The organism is Corynebacterium sp. 20-84 (assembly GCF_053479455.1).
In genome coordinates this window covers 52278-68403 of record NZ_JBRBCB010000006.1, presented here as the reverse complement: position 1 = coordinate 68403, position 16126 = coordinate 52278, and the positions used below count along the sequence as shown (strand labels likewise).

Here is a 16126-nt window from a genome sequence, read left to right as displayed (position 1 = left end):
CCGATGAAGAGACTATGCTGGAGCGATCAGGAGGTGAGCGGCATGGGCTACAGCACAGAACTGGCAGCGGCGTTAACAGGCGCTACTGTTCATCAGCTTCACAGCTGGCGGCGTCGAGGAATGCTCGTTCCCGAATTCGATAAACTAAGACCTAGGGAGTATTCGTTCAGAGATCTCGTTGCTCTTCGGTCTATCGCACGCTTGCGTGCCTACACGTCCCTTCAGCAGATTCGTAAAGCCATCGAGTCGCTAAGCGAGTACGAGATGGTTAACCACTTATCCGAGTACGTCTTTGCAACCGACGGAAAAACGGTCAAAGTTCGCACTGACCATGGATTCTTGAATCTTAATGAAGCCCATAAGGGCCAGTACGAGTTTCACGGTCTTGACTACATCTACAAACCCTTCCGGAATATGAACGGGAGACTTGTTCCAGACTTCCAAAGACCCAGACCGAATCTTTCGGTCGACCCGAATCGGTTGGGGGGCTTTCCGGCGATCGCGGGGTCTCGAATCCCGTACACAGATGTCGCCGAGTTACTCGCGGACGGCGCACTAAAGCCGGTCGAGATTGCCGAATTCTATCCTCAGGTTTCAGAAGACGCGGCCCGCGACGCTCTAGATTTCCATCAAACGGTTCTCGAGGTCTCATGATCTTCTTCCTGGATGAGTGCATGAACGTCAAGGTAGACGCAACTCTGCACGATTGGTTCAAAAACGACCAGTTCATTCGCTCGGGCAAGTATCCCATCCCGTACGGTCTCGACGATATCAGCCTTGTGCGGCGACTCGGGAAGATGAAGGTGGACGCAGTGATAACCTGCGACATCAAGCAGATGCGCTCGCCTGATCGAACCAAAGAGCGAGATGAATACCGATCACAGCACATTCATTGGGTGGGCCTGCCCCACAGTCTTGTCAAGGGCGCCACCCAGCCATATCTCGAGGCTGCCAACTTACTTTCGGCTATGCACTTTATAAAGACCCAACTGAAGAACGCTAGCAAACCGCTTGCGATCGAACTGAAGCGTGGCCATAGAAAGTATGATGATCCGGTGTCGTCCACCTTCGATATTTGATTTTCTCAGGATTACAGAACGGTCATTCTAAGTTTCTGCTGTTCTCGAGGCGAGGTAGCCGACGAGGTTTGCTTGGCCGAGAACGGTGGAGGAGGGGGCAGTTACCCCCTAGACCCCAAAACAACGCTTTCGCGCGCCTCCCGATCCTTCACATCAAGTAGGCCATTCTTCGGCTCGGAAGCGGAGCCGTTTTCGCTCGGTCAAGGCGGTAGCGCTGCACGCGTCCGTTTGCGGAATCGAAATCCAACCTCAACTGCTCGTCCGGGTTAGACGAAGAGGATCTCAATCGTTCCGCGCGCTAATATCGGTTGATTCCATCCGCTCGGCAAAGGCCTGGATTGAAGCCGTCGATAACGTGGGGCAGTTTACATCCGTGCTTTTCCTGCCCTCGAACCCAGTATTTTCCTTTCATCCGCCGTCAAGCGAGGGTCCCCCCCCCCCTTCTCTGTGTAGTTCTCTTCAGTTTCGCCTGGCCATCCCCTCGAACCGCACATACGCCTCCCGCATATCCGCCTCCCGATCTAACTGCCTAAACGGATACTCAAAGACATACTCCACACCCGACTGCGGATGTGTCCACGTCCGATCCGCCACTGACAACTCCGCGCCGTCTTTCAACTTCGCGTCCGCCTTCACAATCTCCTTCGGCGCCTTCCGACCATTCGCATCAAAACGATCCTCCTGGTCATACCGACGCATCACCGGGAACTGCGTCCGATAAATCATGCACAACTCATCCGCCGTCACACCCAACGACAACGCCACAATCGCATCAATCTCCACCTGCGCAGCACGCCGCCCCTCATCCTTACGCAAAGGCTTATCGACGCCCCACGCCGCCCCCACAACCTCCTCCGACATCATCTACCCTTCTCAGACCGAGATTTCCCTACCACTTTGCGTCAATCACTCGCGGAGAGAACCCTGCCGGAGGCGTGACTGAGAATCCGAGCTCCTCCAGCGACTTTGCCGCGGCTTCCGGGTAGTCCCGTGCTGCGGCAGCCGTTTGCTTGAACAACCATTCTTGCCGCCGTCGCAGCAAGGTCGGCTCCCAGCCCGGGTTGCCCCGAAACCCGCACTCAGCGATAACGAAGTAAAGGAATTCTTCGAGCGACGGACGAAACCGTCTGCCACCCACCGGTAAGTGCAGTTCTTCTAGCCGTCCTTTCTTCCTCGGGTTTCCAGACTTCCCTTGGAAGTTTTGCATTAGAGCCGGACTCAGCAATCCAGTGACTCCCGAGTAATGAATGTGGGCGCATGGAGCGCTGGTGTACCCCCGTTCGTATTCAAACCGAATGCCTGGGGACGTAGCTACCCGCAGCTCGAATTTACTTCTTTCCACGGCGAGGAACTTGCCGGTGGAATCGGAAGTTAATTCGTAGCGGACGATGACGCGGAATAGCTGGCTGTAGTCTTGGCTTTCAACTTCGCTTTCGAGCTGACCGGCACCGTGGATAACCGGGGCATCAAATTCACCGACAACGATGTTCGTATCGGCGTTAAGCCACGCCTCCGTTTCGATATCCCCTTCAGATGCGAGTGGGAGAGCATCTATAAGCGTGCTTCTCACCTCATCGAGAAACAGCTCAGCCTCGTCACGCAGATTCAAGTTGTCCCTCACCCAACAGCATCAATACGACGCTTAAATCGTCGTAAAGGGCCCGCTCGGACTTATCTAGCATGCCCGAGTGGGCGAGCGTACGTAGTTCTTCAATGCTCGCAGAAGGCTGGCGTGTAGACCTGCGGAGAGCAGCGAGATAGTCTCGCTTCTTCTCCCAGAGTTCCTTGTTGTTGGTGGTCTTAATTTCAACTGCCATCTCAATCACCTCAGCTCGCTGGGTTATCGTTCTAGTCCCGAATAATAGCCAACAGCGCGCCACCAACGACCTGCGCTGTAGAACGCTTGTTCGACAGTGTAGGTCGAGATGCTCGCCCATAACACTGATCTCGACGAGCCGGATGCGCTCGTGCTTCTCTCCTTGCTGGGCGTTTAACCCATCCCCTCAAACCGCGCGTACGCCTCCCGCATATCCGCCTCCCGATCCAACTGCCTAAACGGATACTCAAATACGTACTCCACACCCGACTGCGGATGCACCCACGTCCGATCCGCCACCGACAACTGCGCGCCATCCTTCAACATCGAGTCCGCCTTCACAATCCCCTTCGGCACCTTCCGACCATTCACATCAAACCGATCCTCCTGGTCATACCGACGCATCACCGGAAACTGCGTCCGATAAATCATGCACAACTCATCCGCCGTTACACCCAACGACAACGCCACAATCGCATCAATCTCCACCTGCGCGGCACGCCGCTCCTCATCCTTGCGCAAAGGCTTATCGACGTCCCACGCCGCCCCCATCAACTTCTCCCTCAACGGCGCATAGGCCTCGGTCGACCATTGCACAATGGGCGATAAGAATGACACCGGTAGCGGCTCTAAATAGGCTTGACAAGATAGGCTTTCCAAGGGTCCCAATCTTCGGCCCAGCACAAAGTCGGTAGTTCAGCACCCGATAGTCCAGCCAGTTCAAGAGCTGCCTTTCCCAAACTGTGGGCCGATCTGATACTTTCACCATTCGCAACAGATGCGTAAAAACGCGCGGCGTAACCGATGGCATCAGCGTCATCGATACTGTCGGCCATTCCGATAGCAAAAGGGACTATCTCCTCGACTAGCTTCGCGGCTTGAGGGGCCGAGCTGCAGGAGTTGAGAACAACAAGGGTAGGGGAGTAATCGGTTGCCTGTATCGCGCTTGAAAAAGCTCTAGCTGTCACCACCACACCGTCATGCAGGCCGTCTTCATCATCCTCAAACTGGATCAAGCTGGAGTTCCCGTGCCCAGAAAAGTGGACAACATGGGGTCGGAATTTGCTCAGCCCGTCGAGTAGGTCATCCGGTGTCGCAGAAGGACGCGCATCGATCTCAATCTGGTCGCGGTGCAACGCTGATTCAACCGCTGCGCGGATGCGGCTCTGTTCCCGTGAGACGCGGAGATCGCCCCTTGAAGCGGCTCCCAATAGCAAGACCCGGAGCTTTTCGGGTTTAGCTGAAGGTATTCTCGACGCAATTTCCCGTAAAGATTTTTCAGTTGATTCAATCCTTCTCGAGATTGATGCCTGCTGCCTTTCAGCCTTTTGTGCCGCCTGCCGCTGCTCGCGCTGGCGCTGTCGCGCCAGCGCGTCGGCTTCCGCATTCTCCTCTTTGTTGAGCTTCGTATGCAACCGGTCCTCCTCTTTACGAAGGGTATCTAGTTTTCTCTGCCATGAAGATGCCTCCTTTCCAGCAGAAATAGCATCTTTTTCTTTGCGTTCGGCCTCGCGCAATCTACTCTTGCGGGTCGATTCACTTGCCGCTTTGTCGGCTTGTTGGCGAAGTTTGACTGCCTCGGAGAATTTTGAAGACTCCTTGGTTCGAGACTCCCCTAACTTCTTTTCGGCATCCAACCTTTGCTTGCGTTTGCGTTCAAGCTGACTACGAACCTGCGAAACACTCATCGCTTAACTCCCTTCGACTCGTGCATACGTTACAAAAATGATCGACACCCGACAGGGGTATGTCGCACATATTTTCGGCATACTTTGCGACCGTTGACCTAGGCCCTCTTCGCTTGTGCAAACCTCTTGTACGCCTCCCGCATATCCGCCTCCCGATCCAACTGCCTAAACGGATACTCAAATACGTACTCCACACCCGACTGCGGATGCACCCACGTCCGATCCGCCACCGACAACTGCGCGCCATCCTTCAACATCGAGTCCGCCTTCACAATCCCCTTCGGCACCTTCCGACCATTCACATCAAACCGATCCTCCTGGTCATACCGACGCATCACCGGAAACTGCGTCCGATAAATCATGCACAACTCATCCGCCGTCACCCCCAACGACAACGCCACAATCACATCAATCTCCACCTGCGCAGCCCGCCGCTCCACATCCCTACGCAAAGGCGTATCGACGCCCCACGCCTCCCCCATCAACTCCTCCCAGAGAGGCGCATACGCCTCGGTGAGGCAGTTGAGTCGGAGGTACCGCTCGACCACCAGCTGTGATGAAGCTGTCACACCGAATGGCAGACCGTTCACGTTGGAGTATGTCAACTCACTAGCGCCAGCACAGCGTGCCCAAAAATCCGACGCTAGGGAGGACATGACTACCGCCGCCTGAATTGTAAGTCGCGTGTCGTTAGTTACGGCAGCAGTGTGAACTGGATGCACATGCTTCCCACGAGGAGGAATCAGTGCCGGATAAATGGTTCTAAAGCCTGTGGTTGCTGCCATTCGACGCCAAGCCACTCGGTAAAAGTCACTAGCTGATCTAGATCCGTTCGAAGTTGACCATTTCGGGTAGTCGGCATCGTAGGTTGGTTTGCCCGAGCGATCAGGCTGGTACGCCGTCGCGGGAATGAAGTCGGCGGACATGGCCTCGAGGTCGACTTCAGACCAGTCTTGATTGTGCTTCAGGGTGGGGTTGGGTTGCTTGATCATCGGTGTCGATACGCCGAGGTGCGGGCCCTGAAGAATGACATCGTCCCACGAATCGGGGTGCGCCCACCCCGTATCGAAGTAGCCTGCTTTCTTGTCGGCAGTCTCGTGCCAACCGGCGGAGAATTGAAGTCCGAGTTCGCGAATACGGGGTGCGGCCGCAAGCTTCTTGAGCACTGCCGCGGCTTCGGTGTTGACCGTGTAGACCATACGGGATTCGATCGGCGGAACCGATTCGTCCTCAAGAATGGAGTGCCACACCTCGAGCACCTTGAGATCAACCGTTTGGATTCGGTCACGGTGTGGCCGTAGATCCCAGTTCCCGTTGTCGTCTTTCAGGCCAGGTAGATTGCCGGATCCGTTATGGGGGAACGACTCCTGCACGGTGGAAGGGTGGTACAACGAGGTCGCGTGGTCGAAGTTCGGCACCTCCTGCTGTGCCCCGTAAGCGTGTACTCCGTACGCATTGTGGTGGTCAATTTCGAACAGAACCAACTCGTTGATGAACTGCCAGTGGCGCCGTAACCGCACGTACGCACCACGCCGCAAAGGCGCAGCCTTCTTCTCGGTGAAGTGAGACTCAGGGTGGATAAGTGAGGTGACACCATCGTCCGACGCGTTGCCCCATGTGCGCTCCATGAACCCGCGGTAGAGATCCGGCTGCTGGCCCACGAGGTGCGGGTAGCGCGTGATGTCTGTGAATACCGCCGCGGTAGCCACCGATTCACCAAGCCCTCGGTAGACAACCTCGCGGACAGAGGGATCAATGTTCCACTGCTCGCGGCGTTCGTTCTTCGCGGCCTGGGTCGGCTTATGCGCCAACGAGAACCACGGATCCGCCTCGGAGTACAGAGCGTCAAGGTCGGTGCGTGGCCGCACCCACGGCGGGTTACCCACCTGCAGGTCGAAGCCACCGCGAGCAAACACTGCCGCGAAGTCGAGGTCCCAGTGGAAGAAGCCTTGGTCGGCGGCGACGGACTGCACCACGCGCAACCACGGGTGGTTCGTGATCACGGTGTCCATTGCGCGGGCACCGGAGAGGCCAATTTCGGTGCGCTCGAGCTCGACAAGCTCGTCCCAGTCGGTGGCGCTGGCCAGGCGGATCTGGTTGGCGTCGCGCGCAGTGGTGTCCACGCCAATGACGTCGGTAAGCGTGGCAAGCCACTCGTCGAGATCCGGTAGCTGCTCGGTGGCGGTAAGCGGCCAGAAGGTCAGCGCGTTCCACGCGTCCATGATGAGGCGGAGGCGCAAGTAGGCACCTTCGGCGTCGTGAAGCAGCTCGCGCTCGATCTGCTCGCGGCGCACGTTCTTCGCTGTGTGTTCGGTGTCGCGGCCCCAGATGTCGATGTCGCGGCGGATCTGGTCCTCGGCGATGCGCATCTTGGACAAGGTGATAGCCCAGAGCGTCTCAACGCGAGTGGCCAGGTTGGTCAGCTTCTTCGCCTGCTCCTTGGTGGGCACCTTGGCGGTGACAGACTTCTTCCACGCCTTCATGGCCTTGATCTCGTCGGCGGCAAGCTTCTTCAGGTCCTTGGCATCCGCGGCGGCACCCCAGGTGACAGACGGCAGGAGGAATTGGTGGATGCGGCCGGCGGCGTTGGCGTCGCGGGTCTCGCCGGCGTCGATAGCCTGGGCCAAGTTCTTCACCGGTTCCCGGCGCGGCACGGCGGTGAGCCACTCGCGCTTCTTCAACTGTGCGGTTGAGTACGTGGAGCGCAGCGCGCCGATGAGCGAATTGCCGCGGCGCAGGTGCAGGCCGAACCACGGGGCCTTGAGCTGGCTGGTCATGGTGTCCAACCACAGCGAGATCTCGGCGAGCTCCACCGCGGTGGGGTTTAGGTCCACGCCGTAGACCTGGTGCAGAGCGATGTGGGCCTTGACCTTTTGTAGTTCGATCGTGCGCTGCTCAGGTTCGACCTGGGTGTCCAGTTCATCCTCGCGCAGCTTGAGGTAGAGCTCCGCGAGCTGGCGCACGGCCTCCACGGCGAAAGCGCCGGAGCCCATGGCGGGCTCGCAAATGGTCAGGCTGAGCACGTCCTCGGAAGTGGTGATGCGACCCTCCTCCTGAAGGACCTCGATGGCCTGGCCCACGGTGAACTCCGTGAGCACCTGCGGGGTGTAAAAGGACGCGGAGCGCTCCCGGTCGCGGCTGGACTGGCGGAACACGAACGAGCCCTTGATATGTTTACGAGGGATCAGTGCAGTTCCTCCTTCTTCCATTCGTTTGGACACCATCACGTAACTGTCATCGGGGACCGCTTTAATTTCTCGTAGAACAGTGGGAATCACCCACGAGCCCTTGGAGGCGTCGCCCTTTGGAGCGACTTCGTACAGATCCTCCTGGGCAATGAAGCCGTGATAGGACATCAGGCCCTCGTACACTTGGCCCAGCTCGGTCACACCGAGCGTGGCGTAGGAGATGAAGCCGCGGTCTTTGCTGGCGGAGACTTTGGACAAAAGGAGGTTCTGCAGCACTTGGGTGAGGGCGGCGTTGGAGAGCTTGGTGTCGTCGATAAGCGATGTGCTCTCGCGCTTGAATAGGTCGGCCTCGAGGTTGCGGAAGGTCAGGCCCTCGTTCTGCGCGTCCTTGTCGGCGCCGGGAGCCTCCAGCGGGTCGTGACCCTCGTTGACCTTGGTGAACAAGAGCTGCAGCGAGTCGTAGAGGTGCGTTCCGCGGCGCGCTTTGTCGGTGACGGGTGGGTTGAGGATCTGGTCGCGGAGTCGATCCAGGCCGTAGCCGTCGACGTATTCGGGCGCGCCGGTGGGCAGGATGGCAAGCTCCGGGGACGCTTCCGCGAAGAGCAGGAAGAGGATGCGGTAGAGGTAGCGCAGGGATTGTCGGGCAAGCTCGTTGCCGTCGAGGTCGTCGATGGAAAGGTTCTGTTCGCGGCGCCGGTCCAGCACGTCGTTGCCGATGATCTCGATGGATTCGCGCACGGCGTCGCGGAGGTCGCCGGAGACTTTCACTGCGTGCTGCTGGGATTCCTCGCGCGTCTGCGCCCACCACGTGGTGCCGTCGGCGGCGCGCTCAAGATTCTCCCGGGCGAGGATGACCGCAATGCGTTCCAGCTCGCCGGCCTTCTTAGTGTCGTTGCGTTCGACGGCCAGCTGAAGGTTGATAACCAGGTAGCGGCCCAGCGGCCACGATTCGCGCTCTGCCAGAAGCACCCACGTTCCCGCGACGACCATGATGAATTCGGGCGAGTCCTGGGAGAGGAAGAGATCACCGATGAGCTTGGATACCTTGATGGGCTGCGGTTCCTTGCCCGCTGGGGTCACTCCCCCAGCGACCGGGAGAGAAATAAGAGTGTCTTCGGTGACGTCGTTGCTTGTTTCGTCCTCCTCCCTGTCATGGGTGTCGGCTGCGGGTGTTGCGCTGACGACGATCAAGGTGCCGGCGTTGCCGTGCCAGCCGTCGTAGGAGAGCTCTTCGCCGGCGCGCGTGTAGGTCTTAGATTCTGGTGCTCCGAACCCGAATGCGCTGCGGATGAGCGAATCGGTCGCGTCTGCACTGGCGTTCGTCGCAAATGCTTTTTGGAGATCGCCGCGGTACTGCTGGAAACGCTTAACCGGCGAGATCGTTCCTGTCTCTCCCTCGAGCTCGGCCCACTCTTTGGTGCGGTTCTTCACGCGTTTAGTGAAGGACTCACCCTTAGTTTCATCGGTGGTGAAATAGTGGTCGCTGATCCACTCGTCGACATTGAGGATGGATTCGTATGCAGCCATTGGTTAACGTCTCCTAGTTGGTATCGGCGCTGGCGTCAGCGGGGAGAATGAGCACGAGCGGGCGAATCAGCTCGCGGTCGGGTTCGAGTGAGGAGATGAGCGATTTCTCTTCGCTAATGAGCGACGCCGAGCGGCCAACCTTGGCGGTCTTAGTCACGTCTGCTTTCGCCTGATCCCAGTTCTCAGCACGCTGCACCCAGTATCCGATGCGGTCGTGGGCGTGAGCACGCGCGGCGGACATCATCGGTTGCAGCTGACCGCTGGCCACCTGCACTGACTGAGCGATGAGCTCCTGGGCGTTGTCGGGCAGGGTGAGCGTGCCCGGATTGATCGCCCTCTCGGTCAATCCAGCTGCGCGCAGCCACGCGATGGGGTCCGGCACATCCTGTGGGATCATGCCATCCATTACCGCCACGAAAGCTCGGGAGACGACCTGGCCCCGCTTGTTGGTCAAGGTCGCCATGAGCAACACGGTCGGTGCGGGGACGTCGCCGCTGAAAGCGGTGATCTGGCCGGAAGAGAGCGACGCGAGTGCACGGTCGGTAGCCCAATCTGTCACAGGGTGCAAAGGACCCAGGTAGTGCGCCTTCGGCCACGTTGAACCGTCCTGGCCCGTGCGGGCGCGTCGCATGACCTCGTTGCCGATGTCCATGTTTGTGGCCAGCTGGAAGCGCTCACTCACTTTCCGGTCTGCCAGGTAGTCCTGCGGTAGCACCTCAAGGCGTCGTCGGAGATCCTCCGGTGGAGTGAGCTCCGCGACCTGGTTCTGGTGGCGCACATACCCCACGCCGTTGGCGGCAAGGTCCTTTTCCGGTGCACCATGGAAAGCCTCGCTCAGCGCGTCTTCTAAGTACGCGACCTCAGAGGTGTACAGGCTGCCGCGGACCCCGCCCGGGGATGCGGACGCGGTGTCGATGAGTGCATTATTCGAGGCCGCAGGATCAAAGTTTCCGTCTTCATCGAGCTCAAGACCGAACCCGGCCATCCACTGATCAAGGAGGTCTTCTTCAGACTCCGCTGTTTCCTCAGCGATCTGTTCCGGGACCTTCACCACCTCATCGAAACCGGCTTGGTTCTGAATGATCTTGCGGATCTCATCCTCCTCGCCCTTGACCGAGTGCTGGCCGATGAGCGAGCCGACATCGCCGAGGATCTCGTGGGCCTGGTGCTCGCGCTCGATGAGCTTCTGCAGCACGTGGAGCTCACCGACATAACCGCCCTGCTTTGTGTCAAGAAGAAGTGCCGTGATCTGAGGTGACTCGGTCTGCCCGTAGCGGTCAATGCGGCCATTGCGTTGCTGGATGCGAATGAGCGACCACGGGATGTCATAGTGGACCAGGTGGTGGCACAGCGTGTGCAAGTTGACGCCCTCAGAGGCGACATCGCCGGTGACCAGGATGCGCAGTTTGGAGTCCTCGCGCTTGAATTCGTCGACAAGCCTCATCTGCTCCTCGTCGGAGAGACCACCGTGCATGACTGCGATGGAGTCTTTGGGCATCTTGAGGTCTTTGGTCAGATTCTCCTGGAGCCAGGTGAGTGTGGCGACGCGCTCGGAGAAGATGACGGCGCGGGTGTCGGACTTTTTGCCCACGCCGATCTCAGTGAGGTAATTGATCAGCGCCGCATACTTGTTGGAGTTCTGACGGGTGACCTTGGAGTTTAGCTCGTGGAGTCGCTCGAGCGCCTCACGCTGTTTCGAGTCGCTGGTGGGAATGCGTTTCAGGCGGTTTGAGACCGTCTCCGCGAGCGCGGCAGGCGAAGACAGGAACGCTTTGACCAAGGTCCACGGGAAGAGCCGATCCTGCGCCGGGATTTGGCCGTCCTCCGGGTGAATCCATGTGGCTTCAAGTTCAGCGGTGACTGCGTTTTCTTCTTTCGATGCCTCCACCGGAATGTTCAGTGGGTCTTTTCGGACGGCCCACTTCTCCCCCACAACCGTGGCTACTTCATCACTGTGCCGGTGGCGGCGGATGAGGAGTCGCCTCACCGCGTCCTTGTCAATCGTCCCGTCCGGCATGACTGCGGTCGGGTCCAGCAGACGGAGAATCTCCTTGAAAGACTCGGGATCGCCGTTGTGCGGCGTTGCCGACGCAAGAAGGAGCGCTTCGGTGGTCGGCGCCAGAGTGCGGGCGAGCTCGTTGTTCTGCGTGCCCACATTGGTGGCGTTGTGGATTTCGTCGATGACCACCGCATCCCAGCGGACCTTTTCCAACTGCGCACGGTATTTGGGACTCTTCAACGTGTCCATCGAGACAATCACGCGGGAAAAGTAGGTGAACGGGTTCCGGCTCGATGGCAGGATTCGACGGACACGCTGGATTCCAGCCGAGTCGAGGCGGACCAGGGGGATGGCGAAGCGGGACCACATCTCCTGCTGGAACTGCTCCATGACGTGCTTCGGAGTGACCACGAGGATGCGGTCCCCGCGGCCGCGACGGATCAACTCGGAAAGGATCATTCCGATTTCCAGCGTCTTTCCCAATCCGACAGCGTCGGCGATGAGCACACGGGGTCGAAGGTTGTCGTCGGACAGGGCCTTCTTCACAGCAGTGAGCTGGTAATCCAGAGGATCCATGAGCATCTGCTCCGCGACGGAGAGCTCTGCCTGGTAGAGCGGAACCGGGGTTTGGCGCAGTGTCGTCTCCAACCACAGACGCGTGGTGCGGTATCCCGGCGAGTGGTCCGGTACCACCTCGACCTTGGCGGGGTCGAACACCTCCACATCGTCGATCGCTGTATAGAAGCTCGCCGTGGTGTCGCGCACGTAATCCGACAGACCACGCACCTTGAGCAGGTAGCCATCGACAGACTGGGTCACATGCGTAATCAGCCACAGCTCATCGCGCACACGGACCATGAGGCCTGGAGCGAATGCTGTTGACGATGCAGGGGTAGGCATGGGTTCGAGGGTACTGTCGCTCATCGCCATGTGAGGAATATTCATGCCCACAGATCGCGGCGTTTGGCCAGCACGCGACGCAGGTCCCGGGCACGCCGAGGGTCGAAGTCCGTGGCGATCACAATGTGCTACCCCTGTGCACCGCAGGCTCGAGATCGTACCCAAGCACTGCGAGCACGTCGATGACTTTGCCAATCTCAGCGGATGGTTTACCATGCTCCAGCTCTCGCAGGAAGCGGTCCGACACCTCCGCGAGCTCCGCGACATCCAGCTGTGTGAGCCCACGGGCTTTGCGCTGCTGGCGCACGAACGCACCCAAGGCCGCAGTGTCCATAAGGGCTCTCCTAACGGATCGATCGTTCCGGAATGTTCACTCGGCACCTTATCGCACCCATCAAGTCCGACATTTCGGTGCGAACGTTCCTTTTTGTAGTGCTTTGCCGTCGAATCCTCCTGCCGGACCCCATTTTCGGTGCGTTCGTTCCGTATGAGGAAGACCCGAACGATGAGGGGTTGTGCCGTATGAAGGAGGCCTGAAAGCGCGGACGCAGCGAAATGCCGGGGCTGGGATCCCTGCCCCGACTTCAAAGAAAAACTTGAGCGCGTAGACAATAGTGGTCCTAAGAACCGAGATTCCGTAGGCAGTTCACCGAAGTTCAAACGAAGGACACTTATGCCCGCTATTTTCAAGACCGTCCCCTGGCAAGTTGATCAGCTCGTCTCCGGGGTGAAGCAGGGAAGCATTAGCCTGCCGGATTTGCAAAGGCCGTTCGTATGGCCGGCGACGAAGGTGCGTGACCTTTTCGATTCGATGTACAAGGGCTACCCAGTCGGTGCACTGATGTTCTGGGATGTGTCCGAGGACGGTGCAACCAGAAAGATCTCATCGGGCATCGGGGTCAATGCGCAGCACCAGATCATCGATGGGCAGCAGCGTCTGACGAGTCTCTTCGCTGCGATGAAGGGGGTCAATGTCCGCGACGAGAACTACCGGAACCGCCGCATCAAGATCTCTTTCAACCCTTTCACCGAGCGGTTCGAGGTGCGTACCGCCGCGATAGCCAAGTCGCCAGAGTGGATCGACGATATCTCCAAGATCTGGGACACCGATTTCGATGAAGACGAAGATTTCTTCGAGCCGCTCGAAGCCGCTGGGCGCGAATTTCCGAAAGCCCAGCGAAAGAAACTCAAGAAGACCATCCAGCGTCTCGAGGGCATCGAGAATTACACATTCGACGTCGTGCACATTCAAGCCGATGTGGAGAAGCGTCTCGTCGCGGACATCTTCGTTCGCATAAACTCCGAAGGCGTTAGCTTGAAGGCCTACGACTACATCCTCACCTGGCTCAGTGTCTTCTGGCCTGAAGGCCGCGATGACATCGAGCGGTTTGCACAGCAATCGCGAATCACTCCGCAGGCTGCTACGGAAATCAGTGGCGAACGGGTGTCGTGGACACCGTGGAACCCCTTTTGGAAGGTCGAAACTGGCCATATCGTCCGCATCATGGTCGCCTACGGGCAGAATCGTGCGAAGCTTCTCGACGCCTATTCGAACCTCCAAGCCAAGGACCGGAGCACCGGCCAAGTTGATTCCGAAAAACAGGAGCATGAGCTGCAGTTGCTCAAAGACGCACTTCCCGTGGTGACGAACCACGTCAACTGGACCGAGTTCATCCACTCAATCCAGTTAGCTGGTTTCAGGTCGGAATCGAACATCACCTCTGACTTCAACAAACTGGCGAGCTACACGCTCTTCATCATCGGCCGCGAGCGTTTCAAGGTGGAATTGACCGAGCTGCGCATATTGATTGCGCGCTGGTTCTTCATGGCTCAGCTCACCGGCCGGTATACGGGTTCCTCCGAATCTCAGCTACAGCGCGATCTGGATTTGTTTGCGACACCGGAGGTGAAGAATGCCGATTCATTCCGCGGCATCGTCGAAAACACCATCCGCGTCACACTCACGAACGACTTCTGGGAGGTGAATCTCCCGCAGCAGCTCGTCTCGTCCCAGTACAAAATGTCGCCGTCCTACCTCTGCTACCTCGCTGCGCTGAACATTCTCGATGCCGATATGTTCATGCTTCCTATGAAGGTGAGCCACTGGATGGATCCGTCCATCCCAGCCGAGAAAGGTACGGAAGGCCATCACCTATTCCCGCGAGCTTTCCAGCAAAGAGAACTCGGGATCACCGACACCAAACGGATCAACCAAGCGGCCAACTTCGCCCCCACCGACTGGCAAACGAACGGAATCATCTCCGACCGGAACCCTGCGGAGTATTGGCCGGACCTGGTTGCTAAACGGTCGCACGGTGATGACTGGATCAAACAGCAAATGTACTGGCACGCTCTTCCCGAGAACTGGCACCAACTCCCCTACGACGATTTTCTTGAGCAACGCCGCCACCTCATCGCCCGGGTCACCCGCGATGGCTTTGAAAAGCTAGGCACCACAGCCTCTGTCCCCCAGCTGACTACTGATTTCGTCGCAACGTCTGAGGAGGAGCTGACCTTGGAGGCGCTTCTCGACGGCAACTATCTGCTCCCCGGTGACTTGCTCGACCCGATCGACCCAGACTGGGAGGTCGACGCCGTGATCACCGATGACCGCACCATCCGCATCGACGGTGTAGACGAATTCGACAGCCTCGACGAAGCAGCTCAGCACGTCGGCGTGGACAACCTCAGCGGTTTCGAGTTCTGGGCGCTCGAAAAAGACGGTGGCTTGGTGACGTTGGCTGAAGTGATTTCCGACGGGCCACGCGAATCCGAGCTAGTCGAGGAGAGTTAGTTCCCCCTACCCACGCGGAGTGCAAGAAATTTTTCGCACGATGAACCGACAGTGAACCCTTGAGCCGTGTAGCAGGCGCACGCAATAGAACATCCGGTCGATTCTTCCGGGAGGAATGTCGCGTCTGAATCGTATGGTCGAGTACATGAACGGGAACATTGTGGAGCACATCCAGGCCCTGGGCGAGGCGGGCGTAGCAGCGGAGGCGGATGCGAAGAGCTTCACGCGCGGGAGCGCGATTGCTTCGACGGACATGGATGCACTGCAGTTCACCGGGGAGGAGTTCTACGCCCAGGTGATGGGCACGACTCCGGATCTGGTGTAGGTGTGGTTGGAACTTGATGACGGGGCCGAGGTGGCGGACCGGTTGAGCGTGGACTGCACGTGCCCGGTGCGGGCGCTGTGGTGCAAGAACGTGGTGGCGGTGGCACTGCGGATGATCGAAGAACCGGAGTGGGCGAAGCGGGCGCCGGGACAGACGTTTCAGCCGGTGGATCTAATCACGGAGCAACTGGAGAAGTACGGCACCGATCCCTCCACGGCGGAGATCACGATGATGCTCGCCGTTGAACACACGCTAGGCAGAATGGGGAATCAGGAGCTGCTGGGGATCATAGATAAGCTGCGCGCAGCACACCCGGAAATCACGCCGACGCTGACGGCGGCTGTGGAGCCGTACATGAGCGAGCCGATGCACGGGTTCAAGCGCTGGAGACTGTGACGACAGTTGTGCTTAGCTCCGGTGCCGCTCAGCCCCGCTTGATGCTCGTGATTTTCTTGCCGCGGGCCAGTTCGTCCACAAGCAAATCCATCCGGCGAATTTTGCGCATGAGCTCGTTGTCGACATCCTCCACACGGACCCCACACACCTTGCCGGTGATCAGGTCCTCATTCGCGTTCAGCGTCACTTCGCTGAAGAAATCGCGCAGGGTCTTCTCGGACTCGGCGGCAGCATGAAGCTGGTCGGGGCTCAGTCCGGTGAACCACCCGAGCACGTCGTCAAGCTCGTCTACCGTGTGCCCTTTGCGCTCCACCTTGGCCACGTAGTTGCCGTAGATGTCGCCGAAGCGGTAGCCGAACACCCGCTCCAGCTTTGCCTGCTCGTCCATGGCTCGCTCCTTACACCTAGTGGTTT

At 58.7% G+C, this 16126-nt stretch carries 14 protein-coding genes; 5 read left to right on the top strand and 9 right to left on the bottom strand.

Translation table 11 applies throughout. The annotated features are described in order from the left end of the window. Positions 1-42: 42 nt before the first annotated feature. Positions 43-654 carry a DUF433 domain-containing protein gene (locus ACUY2Y_RS05960; RefSeq protein WP_448325224.1) on the top strand — a complete coding sequence of 204 codons (612 nt, stop codon included), beginning with the start codon at positions 43-45 and terminating at the stop codon, positions 652-654. Beyond that, positions 651-1079: a hypothetical protein gene (locus tag ACUY2Y_RS05955; RefSeq protein ID WP_448325223.1), complete on the top strand. Its 429-nt coding sequence runs from the start codon at positions 651-653 to the stop codon at positions 1077-1079. The genes ACUY2Y_RS05960 and ACUY2Y_RS05955 overlap by 4 nt, the downstream gene beginning before the upstream one ends. Positions 1080-1538: 459 nt before the next feature. Here the strand turns inward: ACUY2Y_RS05955 and ACUY2Y_RS05950 are convergent, their stop codons facing one another. From ACUY2Y_RS05950 to ACUY2Y_RS05915, 8 genes are all read right to left on the bottom strand, one after another. Continuing rightward, positions 1539-1943: a hypothetical protein gene (locus ACUY2Y_RS05950; protein WP_448325222.1), complete on the bottom strand. Its 405-nt coding sequence runs from the start codon at positions 1941-1943 to the stop codon at positions 1539-1541. A gap of 25 nt (positions 1944-1968) precedes the next feature. After that, positions 1969-2688: a hypothetical protein gene (locus ACUY2Y_RS05945; protein ID WP_448325221.1), complete on the bottom strand. Its 720-nt coding sequence runs from the start codon at positions 2686-2688 to the stop codon at positions 1969-1971. Continuing rightward, positions 2675-2896, bottom strand: coding sequence for a hypothetical protein (locus ACUY2Y_RS05940; protein ID WP_194559883.1), 222 nt, complete (start codon positions 2894-2896; stop codon positions 2675-2677). Before ACUY2Y_RS05940 ends, ACUY2Y_RS05945 begins: the two co-directional genes overlap by 14 nt. A 173-nt stretch (positions 2897-3069) precedes the next feature. Beyond that, a complete protein-coding gene (locus ACUY2Y_RS05935) occupies positions 3070-3492 on the bottom strand; it encodes a hypothetical protein (protein WP_448325220.1) in 423 nt (140 codons plus the stop codon). Between the two features lie 32 nt (positions 3493-3524). Next, entirely contained in the window at positions 3525-4583 is a 1059-nt protein-coding gene (locus ACUY2Y_RS05930) for a CHAT domain-containing protein (RefSeq protein WP_448325219.1), read from the bottom strand. A 98-nt stretch (positions 4584-4681) separates the two neighbouring features. Continuing rightward, on the bottom strand, positions 4682-9298 hold the full coding sequence (locus tag ACUY2Y_RS05925; RefSeq protein ID WP_448325218.1) for an Eco57I restriction-modification methylase domain-containing protein: 4617 nt from the start codon (positions 9296-9298) through the stop codon (positions 4682-4684). Positions 9299-9311: 13 nt separating this feature from the next. Beyond that, positions 9312-12197 carry a helicase-related protein gene (locus ACUY2Y_RS05920; RefSeq protein WP_448325217.1) on the bottom strand — a complete coding sequence of 962 codons (2886 nt, stop codon included), beginning with the start codon at positions 12195-12197 and terminating at the stop codon, positions 9312-9314. Positions 12198-12315: 118 nt separating this feature from the next. Continuing rightward, entirely contained in the window at positions 12316-12531 is a 216-nt protein-coding gene (locus ACUY2Y_RS05915; protein ID WP_296146015.1) for a helix-turn-helix transcriptional regulator, read from the bottom strand. Between the two features lie 339 nt (positions 12532-12870). Between ACUY2Y_RS05915 and ACUY2Y_RS05910 the strand changes: the two genes are divergently transcribed. The 3 genes from ACUY2Y_RS05910 to ACUY2Y_RS05900 all read left to right on the top strand — a co-directional run bounded on the left by ACUY2Y_RS05910 (position 12871) and on the right by ACUY2Y_RS05900 (position 15712). Next, on the top strand, positions 12871-14991 hold the full coding sequence (locus ACUY2Y_RS05910) for a GmrSD restriction endonuclease domain-containing protein (protein WP_448325216.1): 2121 nt from the start codon (positions 12871-12873) through the stop codon (positions 14989-14991). A 145-nt stretch (positions 14992-15136) separates the two neighbouring features. Next, positions 15137-15316, top strand: coding sequence for a hypothetical protein (locus ACUY2Y_RS05905; protein WP_296146022.1), 180 nt, complete (start codon positions 15137-15139; stop codon positions 15314-15316). Between the two features lie 6 nt (positions 15317-15322). Next, positions 15323-15712 carry a hypothetical protein gene (locus ACUY2Y_RS05900; protein WP_448325215.1) on the top strand — a complete coding sequence of 130 codons (390 nt, stop codon included), beginning with the start codon at positions 15323-15325 and terminating at the stop codon, positions 15710-15712. Between the two features lie 28 nt (positions 15713-15740). Here the strand turns inward: ACUY2Y_RS05900 and ACUY2Y_RS05895 are convergent, their stop codons facing one another. Continuing rightward, positions 15741-16100 (bottom strand): DUF2200 family protein, encoded by a 360-nt coding sequence (locus ACUY2Y_RS05895; protein WP_448325214.1) that lies wholly within the window; start codon positions 16098-16100, stop codon positions 15741-15743. Positions 16101-16126 lie beyond the last annotated feature (26 nt).

Bases quoted from the DNA above. Each gene is read 5' to 3' on its own strand.
- ACUY2Y_RS05960 (WP_448325224.1), top strand. From the start codon at position 43: ATGGGCTACAGCACAGAACTGGCAGCGGCGTTAACAGGCGCTACTGTT.
- ACUY2Y_RS05955 (WP_448325223.1), top strand. From the start codon at position 651: ATGATCTTCTTCCTGGATGAGTGCATGAACGTCAAGGTAGACGCAACT.
- ACUY2Y_RS05950 (WP_448325222.1), bottom strand. From the start codon at position 1,943: ATGATGTCGGAGGAGGTTGTGGGGGCGGCGTGGGGCGTCGATAAGCCT.
- ACUY2Y_RS05940 (WP_194559883.1), bottom strand. From the start codon at position 2,896: ATGGCAGTTGAAATTAAGACCACCAACAACAAGGAACTCTGGGAGAAG.
- ACUY2Y_RS05930 (WP_448325219.1), bottom strand. From the start codon at position 4,583: ATGAGTGTTTCGCAGGTTCGTAGTCAGCTTGAACGCAAACGCAAGCAA.
- ACUY2Y_RS05925 (WP_448325218.1), bottom strand. From the start codon at position 9,298: ATGGCTGCATACGAATCCATCCTCAATGTCGACGAGTGGATCAGCGAC.
- ACUY2Y_RS05920 (WP_448325217.1), bottom strand. From the start codon at position 12,197: ATGCCTACCCCTGCATCGTCAACAGCATTCGCTCCAGGCCTCATGGTC.
- ACUY2Y_RS05915 (WP_296146015.1), bottom strand. From the start codon at position 12,531: ATGGACACTGCGGCCTTGGGTGCGTTCGTGCGCCAGCAGCGCAAAGCC.
- ACUY2Y_RS05910 (WP_448325216.1), top strand. From the start codon at position 12,871: ATGCCCGCTATTTTCAAGACCGTCCCCTGGCAAGTTGATCAGCTCGTC.
- ACUY2Y_RS05905 (WP_296146022.1), top strand. From the start codon at position 15,137: ATGAACGGGAACATTGTGGAGCACATCCAGGCCCTGGGCGAGGCGGGC.
- ACUY2Y_RS05895 (WP_448325214.1), bottom strand. From the start codon at position 16,100: ATGGACGAGCAGGCAAAGCTGGAGCGGGTGTTCGGCTACCGCTTCGGC.